Genomic DNA, 18,610 nt, shown 5'->3' with positions numbered 1-18,610 from the left:
AGGTAAGACCAAAATCGTCAGACAAAACAGGGAAATGTCATGCCCTCCCCTTCGCGCCGCGCCGTTATCGCCAGCCTCGCCACCGCGTCCGCCCTGTCGGCAGCCCTGCCCTCGCTGGCCGAAACCAAAGGCGGCGGCCGCGAAAGGCTGTCCATCAATACGGGCTGGCGCTTCCATCGCGACGATGACGGCGCTCACTCGGGCCTTCCCTACGACATCCGTCCGGAACTGAGCAAAAGCGAGGACGGCAAGGCCGCCGACGCTCGTCCAGACGATGCCGCCGCCATCGACCGCGCCCGTCAGCCGACGCTCAAGGCCTGGGTTCTGCCCGCCGGCAATGCCTTCGTGAAAGACCCAGCCAAACGCCATAGCCGTCCTGCGACGGAACCGGCCCTGCCGCCTTTCGCCGAACCCGGCCTGGACGACAGCGCCTGGCAAGCGGTCACCCTGCCCCACGACTGGGCGATTGCCGGCCCGTGGCTGGAAAGCGGTCCCTATGGCGGCATGGGCCGCCTCAAATCCTGGGGCATAGGCTGGTACCGCCGCAGCCTCGATATCCCAGCGCGCGACCGCGGCAAGTCGGTCTTCCTCGATATCGACGGCGCCATGTCCTATGCGGTCGTCTGGTGCAACGGCCATATCGTCGGCGGCTGGCCCTATGGTTACAATTCCTGGCGCCTGGACCTTACGCCCTATCTGGTACCGGGCGGCCGCAACCAGATCGCCATCCGGCTCGACAACCCGCCGGAATCCGCTCGCTGGTATCCCGGCGGCGGCCTATACCGCAATGTCTGGCTGACCAAGGCCAATCCGGTCCATGTCAGCCAGTGGGGCACCTTCGTCACCACGCCTGACGTGTCCGCAGATGCCTCCACCGTCAACCTGACCACAACGATCGACAATGACAGCGCTACGACCGCCACGGTCGAGGTCTCGACCCGGATCTTCCTGATGGGCGAGGATGGCCACCCGTCGGGCAAGGCTCTGGCCGCCATCGCCCCCGCCCGCATTCAGGTCGCGCCCGGCACCTCCGCCACCGTGTCCGGCACCACGATCGTCAAGAACCCGCGCCTGTGGGGCCCCAAACCGCAGCAAACCCCGCACCGCCATATCGCCATCACCACTGTGAGCCACAACGGCAAGACAGTCGACCGCTACGAGACTCCGTTCGGCATCCGCAATCTGCGTTTCGATCCCGACACCGGCCTCCACGTTAACGGTGAGCCGATCCGCTTCCGGGGCGTCAACAACCACCACGATCTTGGTGCTTTGGGTGCTGCCTTCAATGTCCGCGCCGCCGAGCGCCAGCTTGAGATCATCCAGGAGATGGGCGGCAATGCCATCCGCATGAGCCACAATCCGCCGGCGCCGGAACTGCTGGATCTGTGCGATCGCATGGGATTTCTGGTCATCGACGAGGTCTTCGATTCCTGGAAAAAGAAGAAGACCCCGCTCGACTTCCACCTGATCTTCCCGGAGTGGCACGAGCAGGACCTGCGCGCCATGCTGCGCCGCGACCGCAACCACCCTTCGATCGTCCTGTGGAGCGTCGGTAACGAGGTCGGCGAACAATATTCCGGAGAAGAAGGCGCGGCGGTCGCCCGCAACCTGGTCGCCATCACGCGCGAAGAAGACACCACCCGCCCGACCATGACCGCCATGAACTACGCCAAGCCCGACATGCCTATGCCCGGCGCGGTCGATGTCGTCACGGTCAATTACCAGGGCGCCGGCATTCGCACCGCGCCAGGCAACTTCCCGGGCTTCCGCGCCGCTTTTCCGAAGAAGATGATCCTGACCACCGAAAGCGCCTCGGCCCTGTCGACGCGCGGCGCCTATCTGTTTCCGGTGCCGGGCGCCTACACCGCCGCGGTTCGCCCCGGCGTCGGCGGCGATCCGAAAACCCGACAGGTCAGCGCCTACGAACTGTTCGCCGCCGATTTCGGCACCTCGGCCGACCGCGCCTGGGCGGCGGAAGACCAGTATCCCTATGTCGCCGGCGAGTTCGTCTGGTCCGGCTTCGATTATCTGGGCGAGCCGACGCCCTATTATGATGCGCGGAGTTCCTATTCCGGCATTCTCGACCTGGCCGGCTTCAAAAAGGACCGCTTCTACCTCTACCAATCGCGGTGGCGCCCGGACATGAAGTTCGTCCATATCCTGCCGCACTGGACCTGGCCCGACCGCGTCGGCGAGGTCACCCCCGTCCACGCCATCACCGCCGGCGACGAAGCCGAACTTTTCGTCAACGGCAAATCCCAGGGCCGGTTGAAGAAGCGCGCCTACGAATACCGCCTGCGCTGGGACTATGTCACCTATGAGCTTGGCGAAATCACGGTCGTGGCCTACAAGAACGGCCAGGAATGGGCCCGCGCGACGACCCGAACCGCCGGTCCCGCCGCCGCCCTGGAAGCCGTTGCCGACCGCAACCGCATCACGGGCGACGGCCAGGACCTAGCCTTCATCACCGCACGGATCACCGACAAGGATGGTCTGACCGCGCCGCGTGCTGATAACCGCATCCGCTTCACGATCGACGGTCCGGGCGAGATCGTCGCCACCGACAACGGCGATCCGGCGAGCTTCGAGCCCTTCCATTCGTCCTCGCGCGCGGCATACTTCGGCCTATGCCTGGCCATTGTCCGCGCTAAACCCGGCGCCACGAGCCCGATCACGGTCCGCGCTGAGGCAGATGGCCTGACAACGGCCACTACGACCGTCACCACCAGCCGCTTGTAGCCGGATCGTTGGCGACCGGGTATACCGGACCGGTGACGCTCGACCATGCCCTGACCGGAGATACACTGCTCCACATCGACGGCCTGACCTACGCCGTCCTTGACCCCGCACGCCTGGATTTCGCCGCCGCTCAGCCCGCCCGCAAGACCGCCTCCATCCGGGTTCGCACGGCGACGGCGGGCGAAACCATCGTCACCCGTCCCGACGCTATCGAAGAGGCCAGCTTTTTCGCCACAGGTGGCGAACTGATCTTCATCAACGACCTGCCCGATGGCCGTGAAGACGCCTATCTGCCGCGCGACGCGTCGGGCCGTCCCAATGGCGACGAGGTCCTGGCCGGGGCCTATGAAGCCGCAGGCGACGGCCACTACCGTCCGGTCGCCACACCCTGCCCGGTCCTGCACCAGGTCATTGATCGTCCCGTCGTGATGCTTGACGTCTGGGGGCCCGGCCAACACCAGTTCCTCACCCTGGGCGCCAGCCTGAAGCTCGAATCCGGTAGAGTCACCGGCATTGACCGTCATGCCTTCGCGCTTACGTGGACGGTGGAAGCTTAACTCGCCAGCGCCGCCGGAGCAACGGGTGCCAGCAAGGCCGGAATCTCGCCCGCAGCAACCGCCTTGCTGAACAGGAACCCCTGGATGCCTGGGCACTTCTCCTCGCGCAGGTGCTCCAGCTGTTCCTCGGTTTCGACACCCTCCGCCACGCAGTCCAGGTGCAGCTGACGCGCCAGATCCAGGATGCTGTGAACGATCGCCGCCGTGCTGTGGTCGTTGACGATGTCACGCACGAATGACCGGTCGATCTTGATCCGGTCGAGCGGGAAGCGCTTCAGGTATGACAGCGACGACCAGCCAGTGCCGAAATCGTCCAGCGACAGCTTGACCCCCAGCGCCTTCAGATCGGCCATGAGCCGCATCGTCGTGTCGGTATCATCCAGTGTAAGGCTTTCGGTCAGTTCCAGTTCCAGCCATTCGGGCGCAAGGCCGGTGTCGGCCAGGGCTTCGCGGACCGTATCGACGATATCGCCGCGATAGAACTGCTGGGCCGACAGGTTGACGGCGATACGCACCTTGGGCAGGCCCTGCTTCTGCCACGCGACATTCTGGGCGCAGGCCGTCCGCAGCACCCACTTGCCGACCTCGACCATGCGGCCATGTTCTTCCAGCAAAGGAATGAACAGGCCGGGCGCGATCATGCCTTCGGTCGGATGCTGCCAGCGCAGCAAGGCCTCCAGCCCGGTAATGGCGGACGGATCCAGGGATAGCTGCGGTTGGTAGTGCAGGACGAACTCGCCGCGCTCACAGGCATTGTGCAAATCATTCGACAAGGTGTGCCAACGCTCGGCCGCCATGCTGAGGTCGCGGCTGAACAGGCGGTAATTGCCTCGCCCCTTCTTCTTGGCCTGGTACATGGCGGTATCGGCCGCCTGCAGCAGCGCCGCCGGGTTCTCGCCATCGGCCGGATACATGGCGATACCGATGCTGGTTCCGATACGCAGTTCATGGCCCTCGACCATGCACACCGGTTCCAGCGCCTTCAGGATGCGCCTGGCCAGGGCCTCCGCATCGGCGACGCCGCCCAGGTCGCTGGCCGCAATGACGAATTCGTCACCACCCAGCCGCGCCGGCGTGTCGCTTTCGCGCAGCACGCTGCGCAGGCGCTGCGCCACCTCTTCCAGCAGTCCGTCGCCGACAAAATGCCCCAGGCTGTCATTGACGTGTTTGAAATGATCCAGGTCCAGCAGCAGCAGTCCAACCTGGCCCTGGTCGCGACGGGCATGGGCAATGGCCTGACCCAGCCGGTCCATCAGCAGGGTACGATTGGGAAGGCCGGTCAAGGCGTCGTGCATGGCGAGGTAGCGCACGCGGGCCTCGGCCTCCTTGCGCGCCCGGACGTCACGGAAGGTACATTGCGCCAGCAGCCGGTCGCCGGCCCGGTAGGTCGTGCCCAACACCTCGACGGTCACCGGTGTGCCGTCGGGTCTTTCCCACGACCATTCGTCCCACTTCATATGGCCGGCGTCGCGCAGGGCTTCGATAATCGGCTTGCCACCCGCGCCTTGGAAGACCGGTATCGCGTCCACCTTCTGGCCGCGCATGGCTTCGACGGCTGCGCCCAGCATCTGGCTGCACTGGGCGTTCAGGTCGGCCACGGTTCCGGCCTCACAATCGACCACCAGGATGCCATCGCCCGCGGTTTCGAACAGGCGGCGATGGCGCAGTTCCGACTCGCGCAGAGACGCTTCCGCCGCGATCAGCTCCAGTTGCGTCCGGCGCAGCGCCAGATGGGTATTGACCCGAGCCAGCAGCTCCTCGATCTGGAACGGCTTGCTGACATAATCGACGCCACCGGCGGCAAAACCGGCCACCTTGCTGTCGACATCGGTCAGGGCGGTCATGAAGATGACCGGAATATCCTTGACGCCGTCCTGCGCCTTCAGGCGACGGCAGGTCTCGAAGCCATCGATATCCGGCATCATGACGTCCAGCAACACCAGGTCGGGTTGGACAAACGCTACCCGCTCCAGCGCCTCGGTGCCGCCCAGGGCCACCACGACCTGGTAGCCGTGCAGTTCGAGGTGATCGGCCACCAGTCCCAGATTGACCGGGTTATCATCGACGACCAGGATGGTCGCCGCAGTCTGAATTGTCTCGGTCATGCGGCACGCTTGTCCACTGTGTACTGTTCAATCATCCGCAGCACCGCCGGCGACTGATAGGCGGCCGCCAGGCCGTCCAGACGCTCGGCAAAGCCGCGATAGTCCTCGCCCATGGCGATAATTCCCGGAATTTCCCGGCGAATGGCGCGCAGATTGCCCGCACGCGCCAGGTCCAGCAATCGCGCCAGAACGTCCGGCGCCGGGGCCACCACTGTTTGTGTCTGCGGCATCTCCACCATGTGCGCTTCGGCCTGTTCGCCTTCGGTTTCAGCCACGGCCAACGGAAACTCAGCTTCGACGGTGAAGCAACTCCCCTGCCCGATTTCACTCTCCACCGAAATCTCGCCCCCCATCAGCTTGACAATCTGATGCGTGATGCTGAGCCCCAGCCCCGTGCCCCCGCTTTTTGAGATGGTGTTGCCGGCCTGCTCGAACGGCCGGAAAATGCTGTCGATGTGGTCGGCCGCAATACCCACGCCGGTATCGCTGACGGCAAAGCGCAGCCGCGCCATCTCCTCCCCCACCGACACTGTCGTCACGTTGAGGCGCACTTCGCCGGATGCGGTGAACTTGATGGCATTGCCCAGCAGGTTGATCAGCACCTGACGCATCCGCTTTTCATCTGTCACGACATATTGCGGTACGTCCTCGGCGATACTGATGCTGAAGCCCAGGCCCTTGTCCTCGGCACGCACGCGCACCATCTGGCCGACCGTGAGCACGCAGGCGCGGATATCGAACCCGCCCGGCATCAGTTCCATACGCCCGGCCTCGACCTTGGCGATGTCCAGGATGTCGGTGATGACCGTCAACAGATGCTCGCCGCTGTGCTTGATGGTCTTCACCGCCGACAGCTGCTGCGAGCTCAGGTCGCTGCTCTTCAGAAGCTGGGCGTAACCCAGTATGGCGTTCAGCGGTGTGCGCAGCTCGTGGCTCATATTGGCCAGGAACTGCGACTTGGCGCTGCTGGCAGCTTCGGCGGCCGTACGCGCGGCGGCCAGTTCTCGGGCCTCTTCGGCCTGGCGCTTCTGCTGCTCTTCGAAACCCTTGCGGACGCTCAGGAAGCGATAGACCAGGAAGCCACCGGTCAGGATCAGCCACGCTCCCAGGATCAGCAGATACCACTGCGCCGTCGACAGCGAATGTCCCTTGAAGTCCAGGCCTTGGACATCGACATCGAACCGGCCCATTGGCGCCGTACTGCCTGAGCCGATGGCAACCGAAACGACATGGTCCATCGCCGGCTTGATTTCTTCCGGCCGGATATTGCGCGCACCCAACCACCAGGCCTCCGTAACGAACTGTTCGGTGGTTAGGTGGATATCGTTCATCCCCTCCTTGACCTCGAACTCCGCGACCATGGGCATGGAGTCGCCATCCTTGGTCCGATCGCGGACATTCTCCGGCACGGCGGTCTGGATCAGGAAACGCATATGGTCGCCCGCCCCCCGGTAATTCATACGCAGGTGAATATCCTGAAACCCGGACAGGTCGGCGCCGCGGCCGTCCTGGTTGACATCCAGTTGCAGGCCGTACCCGCAGTAAGAATAGGCTGCACCGGGCGCCAGCGTGCAGCTCCATTTCAGAGGCACCGCCGCATCGTAGGTGACGGTCGTCTTGCCGCCCTCGTCCTTGTCACCATAGACAAAGGGATAATACTGAGCCGCGTGCTTCGAGAGGTCGAACGCCTGGCTGGTAATGGCATCCTTGCCCATCACCGCGGCAAAAGTCAGGGCGATCAACATGAAGATCGCGGCCTCGACCTTCAGGTTGGTATAATGCAACCACCCGCCGGCGGCTTTGTCGGTACGCTGCAACAAGATTTCTTCTCGCTGAAATATGACACGCGTCCTTACTGGCCGCGAAAAGTCGAGAAACCACAATAATCGCAAATACTTATTAAGTGGTTGCCGGGTCATCATACGATTTACGAAACGTCAATCCGCTGGATCGAAACCGATTGCATTGAATTTTTATTTCCGGACGCGGCAGTAGGGAAGCTGCTATAAACTCTCCAGCAAAACGAAACACGGGGCGGTCAGTGAGAGACAGCGAGGAATCGGTGAGTTCGAAGCGGCAGGCCCCGACCGCCGCGGCCGGTATGGCCACGACCGAGGAACAGCTGCGCCTGGCGGTCGAAGCGGCCCAGATCGGCCTGTGGGACGTCGATGTCGCCCACGATACCCTCTACTGGGACGCGCGCTGCAAGGCCATGTTCGGCATTTCACCCGAGGCCCAGGTAACCCTGGACGACTTCTATAACGGCCTGCATCCTGACGACCGCGCCACGACGACCACCGCCTATCTGGCCGCCCAGGATCCCGCACAGCGCAGCTTCTACGACGTCGAATACCGCACCATCGGCCGCGAGGACGGCATCATCCGCTGGGCCGCAGCCAAGGGCCGCGCCATCTTCGACGACGATGGCCGCTGTATACGCGTCGTCGGCAACATCATCGACATTACCGCCCGCAAACAGGCCGAACACCGCCAGGCGGTGATGCTGGAACTGACGGATCTGCTGCGCAGCAGCGATATCGAAGGCGCCCTGCATGCCGCCTGCGGTTTGATGGGCCGCCATTTCGGCGCGTCGCGCGTCGGTTACGGCCTGCTCGATCCCGTCGAAGACGTGTTCAGCTATACTGTGTGCTGGACCGACGGCTTCGTGCCGCCGTTGCTGGGCGACTACCCGGCCCATGTTTTCGGGGAAAAGATCGTTGCCATGCTGGCGTCCGGCCAAACCGTCGTCGTCAACGACCTGTTCCAGGATACGATCAGCGACGAAGCCCGCACGCGCGAAACGGCCGCCGACGTCGACACCCGCGCCATCCTGGTCGTACCCTTCCTGCGCGGCGGCCGCCTGCACACCATCGTCTATCTCAACGCCCAGCAGCCGCGCCGCTGGGATCCGGCCGAGGTCGCCTTCATGGAGGCGGTGGCCGAACGCACCCGCCAGCTTATCGACCGCGCCGAAGCCATCCAGACCTTGACCGAGGCCCGCCGCAAGGCCGAGGAGGCCAGCCTGGCCAAGACCGAATTCCTGGCCAATATGAGCCACGAAATCCGAACGCCGATGAACGCCATCATCGGCATCGGTACACTTCTGGCCATGAGCCAGCCGCTGACGGCGCGCCAGCAGGAGTTCGTGAAGACCCTGAATGTCAGCGCCAAGGGTCTGCTGGAACTGATCAACGACCTGCTGGACGTCGCCAAGATCGAGACCCACACGGTCGAACTGGAAGACGTCCCTTTCAGCCTGGAACAGATCGTGCTGGAGGTCGCCAGCATGATGACGGTGCGTTCGCGCGAAAAAGGCCTGAGCTTCACCACCGCCATCGACAGCATAAGGGGTCGCACCTATGCCGGCGATCCGACCCGGCTGCGCCAGATCGTGCTGAACCTGTGCAGCAACGCCGTCAAGTTCACCGAAGCCGGCGGCGTCGAAGTCCGCGTCGATTGTCACGCCGACGACAGGGTGTCGATCGCCGTGCGCGATACGGGAATCGGCATTGCGCCGGAAAACCTGGCGACCATTTTCGACAAGTTCGTCCAGGCCGACAACAGCATCAACCGCAAGTACGGCGGCACCGGCCTGGGCCTGGCCATCACCCGCAGCCTGGCCGAGTTGATGGGTGGCACAATCGCCATCGACAGCGTACCTGGCCAGGGCTCGACCTTTGTCGTTACCCTGCCTCTCCGCATCACCGACGCCCCCCAGGCGCCCGATCCCATCGCCGCCCCACCGCCGGCCAGTGGCGCTGCGCGGATTCTACTGGTCGAGGACCACGAGCCCAATGTCCTGGTCGCCACGACCTTCCTGGAAGCCTTCGGTTACCGGATCGAGGTCGCCGGCAACGGCCTGATAGCCTTCGAAGCCCTCAAGGCCCAGGACTTCGACCTGGTGCTGATGGATGTTCAGATGCCGGGTATGAACGGCTTCGAAGCCACGCGCCTTATCCGCAGCCATGAACGCCAGACGGGCCAGGCGCCGGTGGTCATCATCGGCATGACCGCCCACGCCCTGGCCGGCGACCGCGACCGCTGCCTGGCGGCCGGCATGGACGACTATATAGCGAAGCCGTTCGACCCCGAAGCCCTGCGTCTAAAGCTACAGGCCGCGCTGGACTTACGACCGGCCTGAGCAGCGAAAGGCTTCGCGCAGACAGACGTGCCCCACCGGAGCATAAAGCGCCGCCGCGACCAACCGTTCATGCGCCGCGTCATAGCTCAGCCGGCCATGCAGATACCCGATCAGACAGGCACGCACGAAACTGCCCATTTCGGCAACCTGATGATCCTGGCGCTCACGCATGCGCAGGGCGATGAATTCAATGACATCCAGCGCGACATCGCTGTCCTCGCGATTGTCCATCTTGTAGACGGTCAACAGCACCGACAGAACCGACCGGACGACGTGTGTACTGGTTTCAACGATCATGGGCCTCACCTTTCAAATAAGGTCATGATGACGAACCACGTCTCAACTCACCATGCGAAGCACGCGCGGAAAAGGAAAGACTTGGTGCGGCGGAATGCCTTATCTTCCCCTTGCCGGGAAAAGCCCGCGGTTAATGGCCAATTTCCGCACGTCTCTTGCATACGTATTCTTCGCCGCGCGAATACGTATTCACGGCCCATTCGTTCCACCCCAGTGTAACGTCCCGCCAAAAGCCGCCACCAGAGCCGGCACATATCGGGAGAAACAGATGCGCATCTTGACCGGACGGGCCGCGGCCCTCCTGACCGTTGGCCTATGCCTGCTCATTTCCGCCTGCGGCGGCGGAGGGGCCTCCTCCAGCGGTGGAGGCGGTGGCGGCACCGGCAGTTCGTCGTCCAGCCCTGCCCCCCTCGCCCTGACCATCCACTACCGGCGCCTGGACGGCGACTATACCGGCTGGGGTCTGCACCTGTGGAACGACACCACCGGGACGGCGGCGATCGCGGCCGGCACCGTCACCACCTGGACCGCCCCGCGCGCCTTTGACGGCGCCTCGGGCGGCTGGGCCACCGTCGTCATCCCCCTGGTCAATGACAACGCTAATCTCAACTTCCTGATCCACAAGGGCGACGCCAAGAGCCCGGCCGTCGACATGCGCGTCAACCGCTCGACCTTTGGCGCCGAAGCCTGGGTCGTCCAGGAGACCGGCTCCGTTTTCGCCACCCGCGCCGCCGCCGACACCGCCGCCGCCAAGGTCGGCCACCAGGCCGACGACCTGAACATGGCCGCCGTAGCGGTCGGCACGACCACCAGCACCCTGCCCGCCAACTGGAACCGGCGCGGCCAGTTCATGGAAGTCTTCGTCCGTTCCTACAAGGACAGCGACGGCGACGGGATCGGCGACCTGAAGGGCGTGACCTCGAAGCTCGACTACCTGCAGTCGCTGGGCGTCACCGGCCTGTGGCTGATGCCGGTCTTCGAAAGCCAGGACAACGACCACGGTTATGCCGTCAGCGACTACCGCGCCATCGAGCACGACTACGGGACCATGGCCGATTTCGACGAGTTGATCACCCAGGCCCATGCCCGCGGCATCGGTATCGTCCTCGACTATGTCATGAACCACTCAGCCGCGCAGAACCCGCTGTTCCTCGACGCCGTCTCCAGCCCGACCAACACTCGCCGCAGTTGGTACGTCTTCAACGCCACCGATCCGGGCTGGAGCACTTGGGGCGGCAATCCGTGGCGCCCGACCGCCTACGGCTACAATTACGGCCTGTTCGCCGACTCCATGCCGGACTTCAACCTGAAGAACCCCGACGTGGTCGCCTGGCACATGGACAATCTGCGCTTCTGGCTGAACCGCGGCGTCGACGGCTTCCGCTTCGACGCGGTCGAAACCTTCGTCGAGAACGGCCCGTCGGCCTGGTACAACCAGCCCGAAACCCACGCCGTCCTGGTCCAGGCCCAGACCGTCATCAACGGCTACGCCAACCGCTACATGGTCTGCGAAGCGGCCGACCATCCGTCCGACTACGCGGCGGCAGGGGGCGGTTGCGGCAATGCTTTCGCCTTCGGCAAGCAGTGGGAGGTCCGCAACTCGGCCACTTCCGGCGCCCTGACCTCGGGTCTGCATGATTACCTGACCGCGTCCGACCGCACGTCGCTGCCGCTGTTCCTGTCCAACCACGACGGCTTTGCCGGCGGCCGCGCTATCGAAGCCCTCAGCGGCCATGGCGAAGGCGACTACCGCGTCGCAGCGGCCATCGCCCTGCTGGCCTCGGATACGCCCTTCACCTATTACGGCGAAGAGTTCGGCATGGGGCAAAACGGCCAAAGTGGCGACGCCGGGCTGCGCGCGCCGATGAGCTGGTCCAATGCGGTGTCGGGCTTCACCTCGGGCACGCCGTACCGCCCGGTGGCGTCGAATATGGCGACCTACAATGCCGCTGCCCAGACAGGCATCACCGGCTCGCTGCTGGAAACCTACCGGTCGCTGTACGCGGTGCGCTCGACTTATCCGGTGCTGCAATGGGGCACGCTGACGGCCTTGTCCTTGCCCGGCGATCCGCATGTCATCTTCCTGCGCCGCCAGGGCGCCCAGACGGCCGTGGTGCTGATCAACCTGTCGACCGTATCCCAGACGATCACGGTGGATACGGGCCTGAGTCTGACAGCGTTCGGAAGCATCTACCCGGCCGCCGGCGCCACTGTGACCAGCAACGCGTCGGGCCGGATCACCGTAACCGTCCCGGCCCAAAGCGTCACGATCGTGAAAACACTGTAACGCCTCATGTTGACAACCCGTGTGAACCTCAAGCATAAGCTGGGCACTATGAGCATGATGAACCGCCAAAGCCAGCAACGGCGAGATCGCCGGGATAGCCCGAGCGGTGCTGCGATGCTGCGTGAGGACCAGGGATAATACCCGTCATCATCCTCTCCAGGTTTTGAAGCCCCGCTCGGTAATCTCCAGCGGGGCTTTTTCACATGCCCACTTCCCTTTCAGCGCAAACAATGCCGATATTTTCGGAAGCATTGCCCCAAGCAATGAATGAATATTTGCGATCAATTTTAAATAAATTTAAGTAAAAAGTTTTATTAAAAAAGAATTTGACTCAGAAAATAAAAATAAATACACAGGAAAAATACGGAGAAATACACATGCGACAGCAACGAGATATCCTGTAAAAGCGGAACCTGACCTCAGGCGGCCGCTTCATTGAGGCGTCTTCTAAAGGTAGGAAACCTGACTTTGATTCAGGGTAATGTACGTTCGAGTCGTACCGCCTCAACCACATCTGCCCCGGTAACCGGGCCGCGCCACGAACGCGGTAGCCGTAGGCCGGAGTTGAAAAGGGTGGTTCGAATCCACTCCGGGGCGCCACTTCATATCCAGGAAGACGTAGCTCAATCGGGAGAGCGCCGGATTGTCTATCCGGATGTTGCGGGTTCGAGTCCCGTCGTCTTCGCCAACTTCCTCCCCGTGCCGGTGCGAGCACGAGCACGGAGAGGCTATCGGACTCAAAAGCCTACCAGACCATATGGCTCAGGACATCCGCCCTGGCCGCATTCAACACCATCACAGCATTCCCACCGCCCAGAGAGATCACCACATTAACGCCTGACTGGACGACCAAAGTGCTGTTATCGACGCCGTGGGTGTAGGCATTGATATCGATCATGTCATTCTGCGTCGCGCTGAAGTCGGTGACGGTATCTTTCCAGGTCCCGCTCATGAAGACGAAGACGTCCGCACCGTTACCGCCCGTCAGCGTATCATTGCCGACTCCGCCATCCAGCCGGTTGTTGCCGGAATTCCCGGTCAGGGTATTGGCGATGGAATTGCCAGTGGCATTGATGTGGGACGAACCTGTCAGGGTCATGATTTCCACCGCCCGCCCGAACAGCGAATAGGTCACCGACGAAAAGACCGTATCAGTCCCCTCCAGGTGCAGTTCGGTGACGTCGTCGTAGAAGTTGTCGACATAGTAAGTGTCGTCACCCAGCCCGCCGATCATCTTGTCGCCGCCGGTGCCGCCGTCGAACCAGTTATTACCGGCATTGCCGGTTAGCCGGTTGTTCAGCGAATTGCCGGTCACGCTCAGATTGGCGTCACCCAGCATGATGTAGTTTTCAACCGCCCGACCGAACAGCGAGTAGTTCACCGAGGAATAGACCGTATCCGTACCTTGATGGTGCAACTCCACAGCATTGTCCTGGACGTGGTCTACATAATAGGTGTCATCGCCCAATCCTCCGCTCATGACGTCACTACCCGCGGCGCCGTTCAGCATATTGGCGCCGTTATTGCCAATCAGGCGATTATCGAGGCCGTTGCCGAAGCCATCTGCATCGCCCGTACCCGTCATAATCAGATTTTCGACAAAGGTGGGCAAGGAATAGGTCACTGAACTGTAAACCTCATCCAGCCCTCCACCGGAATACTCTACGACCATATCCGACGACGACTGCAGGTAGTAGACATCGTTGCCGGCGCCACCATTCAGTTGATCGTCACCAGCACCGCCATCGAGCGTATCGTTACCGAATCCTCCGGATATCGAGTCATTAAAGGCACCACCAATAACCCTGGTGCTTGATGAGGATGTAAATATAGCGGCCCCCGATGCCAGCTTGAAACTGAAGTCAACCGTACCGCCATCTGAAACACTCAAACTGTAATTACTGTAGGCACCGTGATTGGTGACAATAGTCTGAAAACTGTCATACTGAGATATTGTGGCCGTCAGACTGGTCTGAACATTCAGAATATCAACATGACTGAAGGTGGAGTTAAAGAAACTGCTATTAACCCAGACCTCGTCCATTCCTTCGCCACCGTCGACACTATCATTACCCTGCGAAGAATAATTGTAATAGAAGGTATCATTGCCGTCGCCGCCGTTCAGGCTGTCATCACCGGCATATCCCCAAATTTGGTCCGCGCCACCACCTCCGCTCAGCATATCCTGGCCGGTACTGCCCGACATCGTGTCGCCAAAGGCGCCCCCCGTAATGCTGCCTCCCGCCTGAAAAGCCGAGAGATTGGCGCCAACCGAAAGTTTGGTGGCGAAGTCAACAGTACCGCCGCCAACAATCGTTAGGTACGGCGGAAACCACGACGAGGTCCCGAGAATGGTATCAAAGCTGCTAAACTGAACCGCGGTCGCCGATAAAGAACTGTAAATCTGCAAAACCTCGACACCGACAATCTGAAAAAAGTTGAGGCTGGAGTCAGCGACCAACCTGTCCGTCCCCTCCCCGCCGTCCAATCGGTCTCCGTCGCCATTACTAAGGCTGAAGGTGTCGTTTCCTGCGCCACCGGCAACCGTATCATTACCGCTGCCATCGGCAATATAGTCGTCTCCGCCGCCAGCTGTAATTCGGTCATTGGCGGTTCCACCGTAAAGCGTGTCGTTGCCGTCGCCACCCGACAAGACGTCATTGTGATCGCCGCCACTCAGGCTATCATTGCCGCTTCCGCCCGTCAGAGTGTCCTGGCCCGCCTCCCCGCTCAGAGTGGTATGACCGCTGCCCGCCGACGCAAGATCCGCGCCGTCACCGCCGCTGAAAATGTCATTCCCGTTATAGCCAATAAATGTATCGTTTCCGGAACCGAGAACAAGTTGCACAGCCTCGACATTACGAATGAAGGTCCCGTCGCTCAGACCGGCGCCCTCGGCTCCCCCCAGTTGGCTCATATCGAACCGATAGCTGGTGGTTGAAGACATGCGCTGGTATATTAGGACGTCTGTACCGGCTCCTCCGTCGAGACTGTCGATTCCGCCAAAATTGTTCAACGTATCGTCACCGACACCGCCTAATAGCGTATCGTTTCCATTGTCTGTGCGGTCGGAATCGCCGCCATCCAGCAAGTCATTGTCACCGCCCCCCATCAGCAGGTCATTGCCTGCTCCGCCCCACATCGCGTCGCGGGAGACACCACCGTTTATCGTGTCATCGCCCTCATCACCGCCGAATCCTGCACCACCCGCCGTGTCCGACAAAAGATCGTTACCCGGCCCTCCCGCGATATCATCACTGCCTGAGCCGCCCTCGATCGTATCCTCTCCGGCGCCACCGGACAGATAGTCTGAGCCCCCGCCACCGAATATGAGATCATTGTTTCCACCGCCATTCAATTCATCAGTCGCCGCACCACCATTCAGAGTGTCATTACCGCCATCGCCATTCAGGAAGTTCTTTCCTCCACCGCCGGAAAGTAGGTCGGCGCCAGCGCCCCCATTAAATTCGTCTGTGCCGGCACCACCCGTTAAAGTATCGTTACCGGTGCCCATTGCCAAGTAGCCGGATTCAACGTTGCGGATAACAGATCCATCAACAAGCGTGGCGCCAGCGCTCGTTACGGCTTGGCCGAAGTCGATGAAAAAGGCCAGGGTGGAGGTCGCACGATTGAAGATGACCTTGTCGATGTCGGCACCGCCATCAATCAGATCGGCGCCATCAAAGCTCTGCAATATATCATTGCCCTCATCACCGTAGAGAACGTCGTCACCCGCACCACCGTTCAGACTGTCCGCCGCCGCCCCTCCACTCAGGGTATCACTGCCATCTTCACCCAATATTGCATCGTTCCCGCCGCTGCCTGAAAGCGCGTCGTTACCGCCACGGCCATTCAACGAATCTCCGTAGGCCGTACCAATATAGGTGTCGTCACCCGGCGTACCGGTATAGCCGGCCTGAAGAAGCGACGCGATCGGAACAGCCATAGACATATGTGAAACACCATCGGTGCGACGCAGATTAAAGTGGCGAGCCAAATTTCCCTCCCCCGAAGTACCGTGAGGTACTTTAAGAATATATCAGGTCGAGGCAAGCTCTATATCACCGCCAGAACGCCTCCAGATCCTCGCACGCCCGCCGTACCAGCGCTGCCTGGGCATGCGGCCGGCGCTCGCCTGTCACCGCCTCGACCGCCAGGCGCCAGCGTACCCCCGCCTGGCCGTCGGGACGCCGCACCGCTACCCCGTCCCCCTCCATGATATCCTGAACCAAAGCCGTCAGCAGCCGCCCCGACGACGGCCCGACAAACCGCATCACCTGACGCCAGACATGGCCATTTTCGATCATCCGGTCGGTGACCAGGTCCGGAGCCGCATTGCCCGACACGATGGCCCAACCCAGTTCGCGTTCGCCCGGCTTGCCCCCTAACCCGCGCCAGGCGGCATAGATTTCGATCAGCTTCGCCCCGGCCGCCGACTGGTTCGACGTAATCTCCTCCGACTGGCCCAGCACGCGAAAAACATTGGATCGCCGCTTGACGCCGGTATCTGCGCCGGTGAGGTCATAGACCGGCTCCAGGTCCTGGCGGGCAATACCCGCCAAAGCCACCGCCTCCGGTTCCGGACAATAGGTCAGTTGGTTGATGCGTTTCTGGCGTTTCGACAGGCTCATGGACGCTCCGATACGGGTAGGTACATTTTCGGCCGGCAGGCGGGGCAGTAGCGGCTGCGCGGCGCCGTCTCCACCCCGCAGAACAGCCACTGTGGCGCCTCGCCACCGGTAATATTGGCGCAGGCCCGCCGGCTCAGATCCCCGAACGGAATCCCCGTTCCGGGCATGGCGGCTTCCAGGGCCGCCAGAAAGGCGCGCCCCTCAGCGGCCTGGCGCGCCCGCGGGCTGGACGGTTCGGGCTCGGCGGCGAAGGGATCCAGCCCGGCAGGTCGGAACGGCGCCGCCGCTTCCGCTTTTTCGGTCCGAACCGCGACCCGGGCGCGGGTAAAGAGATAGCCCATGGCGATGGTCGCCGAATTGTCCCTCAGGTCGTGGCCGGCCTTTCGCAGCCGGAATACCTTGCCGATCACGGCGCTGCGACTGACGCCCAAAGAGTTTGCGATGGCCGCGCTGGATTCGCCCTGGTTCCAGCGCCGGCTCAGTTCCGCCAGGCGGTTCGGGGTCCAGCCGCTCATGACCGGCCCTTTTCGCCAAGGATCTCATCGAGCCGGGCTTCCAACTGGGCTTTCAGATGGCGAACCGGCTTATGGCGGCGGCGGGCCTGCGCGATGTCGGCGCGCAGCCGCGCACAGAACGGATCGCGCAGCAACGGATTGCCGGCAGGCGGAAACGCCTTTTCCCACAAAGAACGGAAACCGAGCAGAAGGTTTCGCAGAAACTCACAGACATGCATCATCGCTGGCGCTCCCAGGCGCAAAAAGAGGGCGGGCGGCAAAGGAGGAAGGCCGCCCACGAGGTTCAGGAAGGCCGGAACATCCGGCGAACATCAATGTATGAAATATGTATTTTCAGGTCAAGAGATAAATGTAAGAAAAATACATTTGTACAGTTTATACATTCACCTCATGAGCGAACAAAGCGAACGACTGATGCGAGCCCGCATCGAAGCGGGATTTGAAACGGCGGTGGATGCCGCGCGCCGTTTCGGCTGGACCAGTTCGTACCGCAACAACGAAAGCGGCACGGCATCCTTCTCGTTCAAGAAGGCGCTGGACTACGCCGAAAAGTTCAAAGTCCGGGCGGCCTGGCTGTATGCCGGCATCGGCCCGATGCGCGAAGCCAGGGTACCGGTCATCGGCCGCGCCCTGGCCGGCCCCGACGGCTCCTATATCGACGACTACGACACCGGCGATTTCGAACCTCTGGAACCTTTCAATATAGAGGACAGCGTGGCGGTGATCGTCGACGGCACTTCGATGACGCCGCGCTTCATGCCAGGCGAAATCGCGGTCTTCGGCCACAAGTACGACGACCCGTCTCCCTTGGTGAACAAGCAGGTTCTGGTGCGCACGGTCGACGGCCGCCGCATGATCAAGATCCTGCGCATCAGCAAGACTCAGGGCCGGTGGGACCTGCACAGCCTGAATTCGGCCTTCGATCCGATCGAAGCCGTCGCCGTCGACTGGGCCCGCCCCTTCGAAGGCCTGCGCGCCAACTAAGCGCTCAGAACGATGTTCCCCAGCACCAGGTTGTCCCCCACCAGGGCCGTAAAGCACCAGACGCCCACAAGCCCGGTCAAGGCAACCGGCGGGTCCCGGACGAGCGTCTTCAAAACGTTTCGCGCAACCTCGGAAGACACCTCGGGTACAGGTTTTTCCGCCAGCAGTTGCGCTGCCCACAGCCGCACGGCCTCGACCTCATCCGCCGCCTGAACCTGAGACACATAGGTGCCGCCGCGGACATCACAAACAACGGTGTAGCGCTGCTTTTCCATGCCCCAGACATGACACAGCACATCCGATAAACACAGACTCACGCGCCATTATGTAGAATAGAAACATTCTCCGCTTGAC

The 18,610-nt window shown here is 62.1% G+C and carries 13 protein-coding genes and 3 tRNA genes; 8 read left to right on the top strand and 8 right to left on the bottom strand.

Features of this window, described 5'->3' with window-relative positions; genetic code table 11:
• The first annotated feature begins 39 nt into the window (after window positions 1–39).
• Together galB and ABAC460_RS39245 are read left to right on the top strand one after the other, a co-directional pair.
• Window positions 40–2,739, top strand: a complete 2,700-nt coding sequence (gene galB, locus ABAC460_RS39250) for a beta-galactosidase GalB (RefSeq protein WP_023454228.1) — start codon at window positions 40–42, stop codon at window positions 2,737–2,739.
• A gap of 8 nt (window positions 2,740–2,747) precedes the next feature.
• A complete protein-coding gene (locus ABAC460_RS39245; protein ID WP_023454227.1) occupies window positions 2,748–3,296 on the top strand; it encodes a hypothetical protein in 549 nt (182 codons plus the stop codon).
• Here the strand turns inward: ABAC460_RS39245 and ABAC460_RS39240 are convergent.
• Window positions 3,293–5,401: a two-component system response regulator gene (locus tag ABAC460_RS39240; RefSeq protein ID WP_023454226.1), complete on the bottom strand. Its 2,109-nt coding sequence runs from the start codon at window positions 5,399–5,401 to the stop codon at window positions 3,293–3,295. The two genes, ABAC460_RS39245 and ABAC460_RS39240, sit on opposite strands and share 4 nt — an antisense overlap.
• Complete coding sequence (locus ABAC460_RS48425) at window positions 5,398–7,221, bottom strand: sensor histidine kinase (protein ID WP_162150332.1); 1,824 nt, start codon at window positions 7,219–7,221, stop codon at window positions 5,398–5,400. Before ABAC460_RS48425 ends, ABAC460_RS39240 begins: the two co-directional genes overlap by 4 nt.
• Window positions 7,222–7,463: 242 nt before the next feature.
• Between ABAC460_RS48425 and ABAC460_RS48420 the strand changes: the two genes are divergently transcribed.
• Window positions 7,464–9,542, top strand: coding sequence for an ATP-binding protein (locus ABAC460_RS48420; protein ID WP_023454224.1), 2,079 nt, complete (start codon window positions 7,464–7,466; stop codon window positions 9,540–9,542).
• Here the strand turns inward: ABAC460_RS48420 and ABAC460_RS39230 are convergent.
• A complete protein-coding gene (locus ABAC460_RS39230; RefSeq protein WP_023454223.1) occupies window positions 9,528–9,839 on the bottom strand; it encodes a hypothetical protein in 312 nt (103 codons plus the stop codon). The two genes, ABAC460_RS48420 and ABAC460_RS39230, sit on opposite strands and share 15 nt — an antisense overlap.
• A gap of 268 nt (window positions 9,840–10,107) precedes the next feature.
• Here ABAC460_RS39230 and ABAC460_RS39225 point away from each other — a divergent pair, with 268 nt between their 5' ends.
• From ABAC460_RS39225 to ABAC460_RS39215, 4 genes are all read left to right on the top strand, one after another.
• Window positions 10,108–12,126: an alpha-amylase family glycosyl hydrolase gene (locus ABAC460_RS39225; protein WP_023454222.1), complete on the top strand. Its 2,019-nt coding sequence runs from the start codon at window positions 10,108–10,110 to the stop codon at window positions 12,124–12,126.
• 436 nt (window positions 12,127–12,562) lie between these two features.
• Window positions 12,563–12,637, top strand: a tRNA-Gln gene (locus tag ABAC460_RS39220).
• Between the two features lie 5 nt (window positions 12,638–12,642).
• Window positions 12,643–12,726 (top strand) — tRNA-OTHER (locus ABAC460_RS49830).
• A gap of 12 nt (window positions 12,727–12,738) precedes the next feature.
• Window positions 12,739–12,814: transfer RNA gene (locus ABAC460_RS39215), tRNA-Asp, on the top strand.
• Between the two features lie 57 nt (window positions 12,815–12,871).
• On the opposite strand, the gene ABAC460_RS49825 is transcribed toward ABAC460_RS39215, so the two are convergent.
• The 4 genes from ABAC460_RS49825 to ABAC460_RS39195 all read right to left on the bottom strand — a co-directional run bounded on the left by ABAC460_RS49825 (window position 12,872) and on the right by ABAC460_RS39195 (window position 17,493).
• Window positions 12,872–16,078, bottom strand: a complete 3,207-nt coding sequence (locus ABAC460_RS49825; RefSeq protein WP_023454221.1) for a calcium-binding protein — start codon at window positions 16,076–16,078, stop codon at window positions 12,872–12,874.
• A gap of 109 nt (window positions 16,079–16,187) precedes the next feature.
• A complete protein-coding gene (locus ABAC460_RS39205) occupies window positions 16,188–16,757 on the bottom strand; it encodes a hypothetical protein (protein WP_023454220.1) in 570 nt (189 codons plus the stop codon).
• Window positions 16,754–17,272, bottom strand: coding sequence for a GcrA family cell cycle regulator (locus ABAC460_RS39200; RefSeq protein ID WP_023454219.1), 519 nt, complete (start codon window positions 17,270–17,272; stop codon window positions 16,754–16,756). The genes ABAC460_RS39205 and ABAC460_RS39200 overlap by 4 nt, the downstream gene beginning before the upstream one ends.
• Window positions 17,269–17,493, bottom strand: coding sequence for a hypothetical protein (locus tag ABAC460_RS39195; protein WP_023454218.1), 225 nt, complete (start codon window positions 17,491–17,493; stop codon window positions 17,269–17,271). The genes ABAC460_RS39200 and ABAC460_RS39195 overlap by 4 nt, the downstream gene beginning before the upstream one ends.
• A gap of 193 nt (window positions 17,494–17,686) precedes the next feature.
• Here ABAC460_RS39195 and ABAC460_RS48415 point away from each other — a divergent pair, with 193 nt between their 5' ends.
• On the top strand, window positions 17,687–18,256 hold the full coding sequence (locus ABAC460_RS48415; RefSeq protein WP_155914675.1) for a S24 family peptidase: 570 nt from the start codon (window positions 17,687–17,689) through the stop codon (window positions 18,254–18,256).
• Here ABAC460_RS48415 and ABAC460_RS39190 read toward each other — a convergent pair.
• Complete coding sequence (locus ABAC460_RS39190) at window positions 18,253–18,573, bottom strand: hypothetical protein (RefSeq protein WP_155914674.1); 321 nt, start codon at window positions 18,571–18,573, stop codon at window positions 18,253–18,255. The genes ABAC460_RS48415 and ABAC460_RS39190 overlap by 4 nt on opposite strands.
• Between the last annotated feature and the right edge of the window lie 37 nt (window positions 18,574–18,610).

It is taken from the genome of Asticcacaulis sp. AC460 (genome assembly GCF_000495795.1).
Classification (GTDB): Bacteria; Pseudomonadota; Alphaproteobacteria; order Caulobacterales; family Caulobacteraceae; genus Asticcacaulis.
This window is presented reverse-complemented; position numbering and strand designations above follow the sequence as displayed.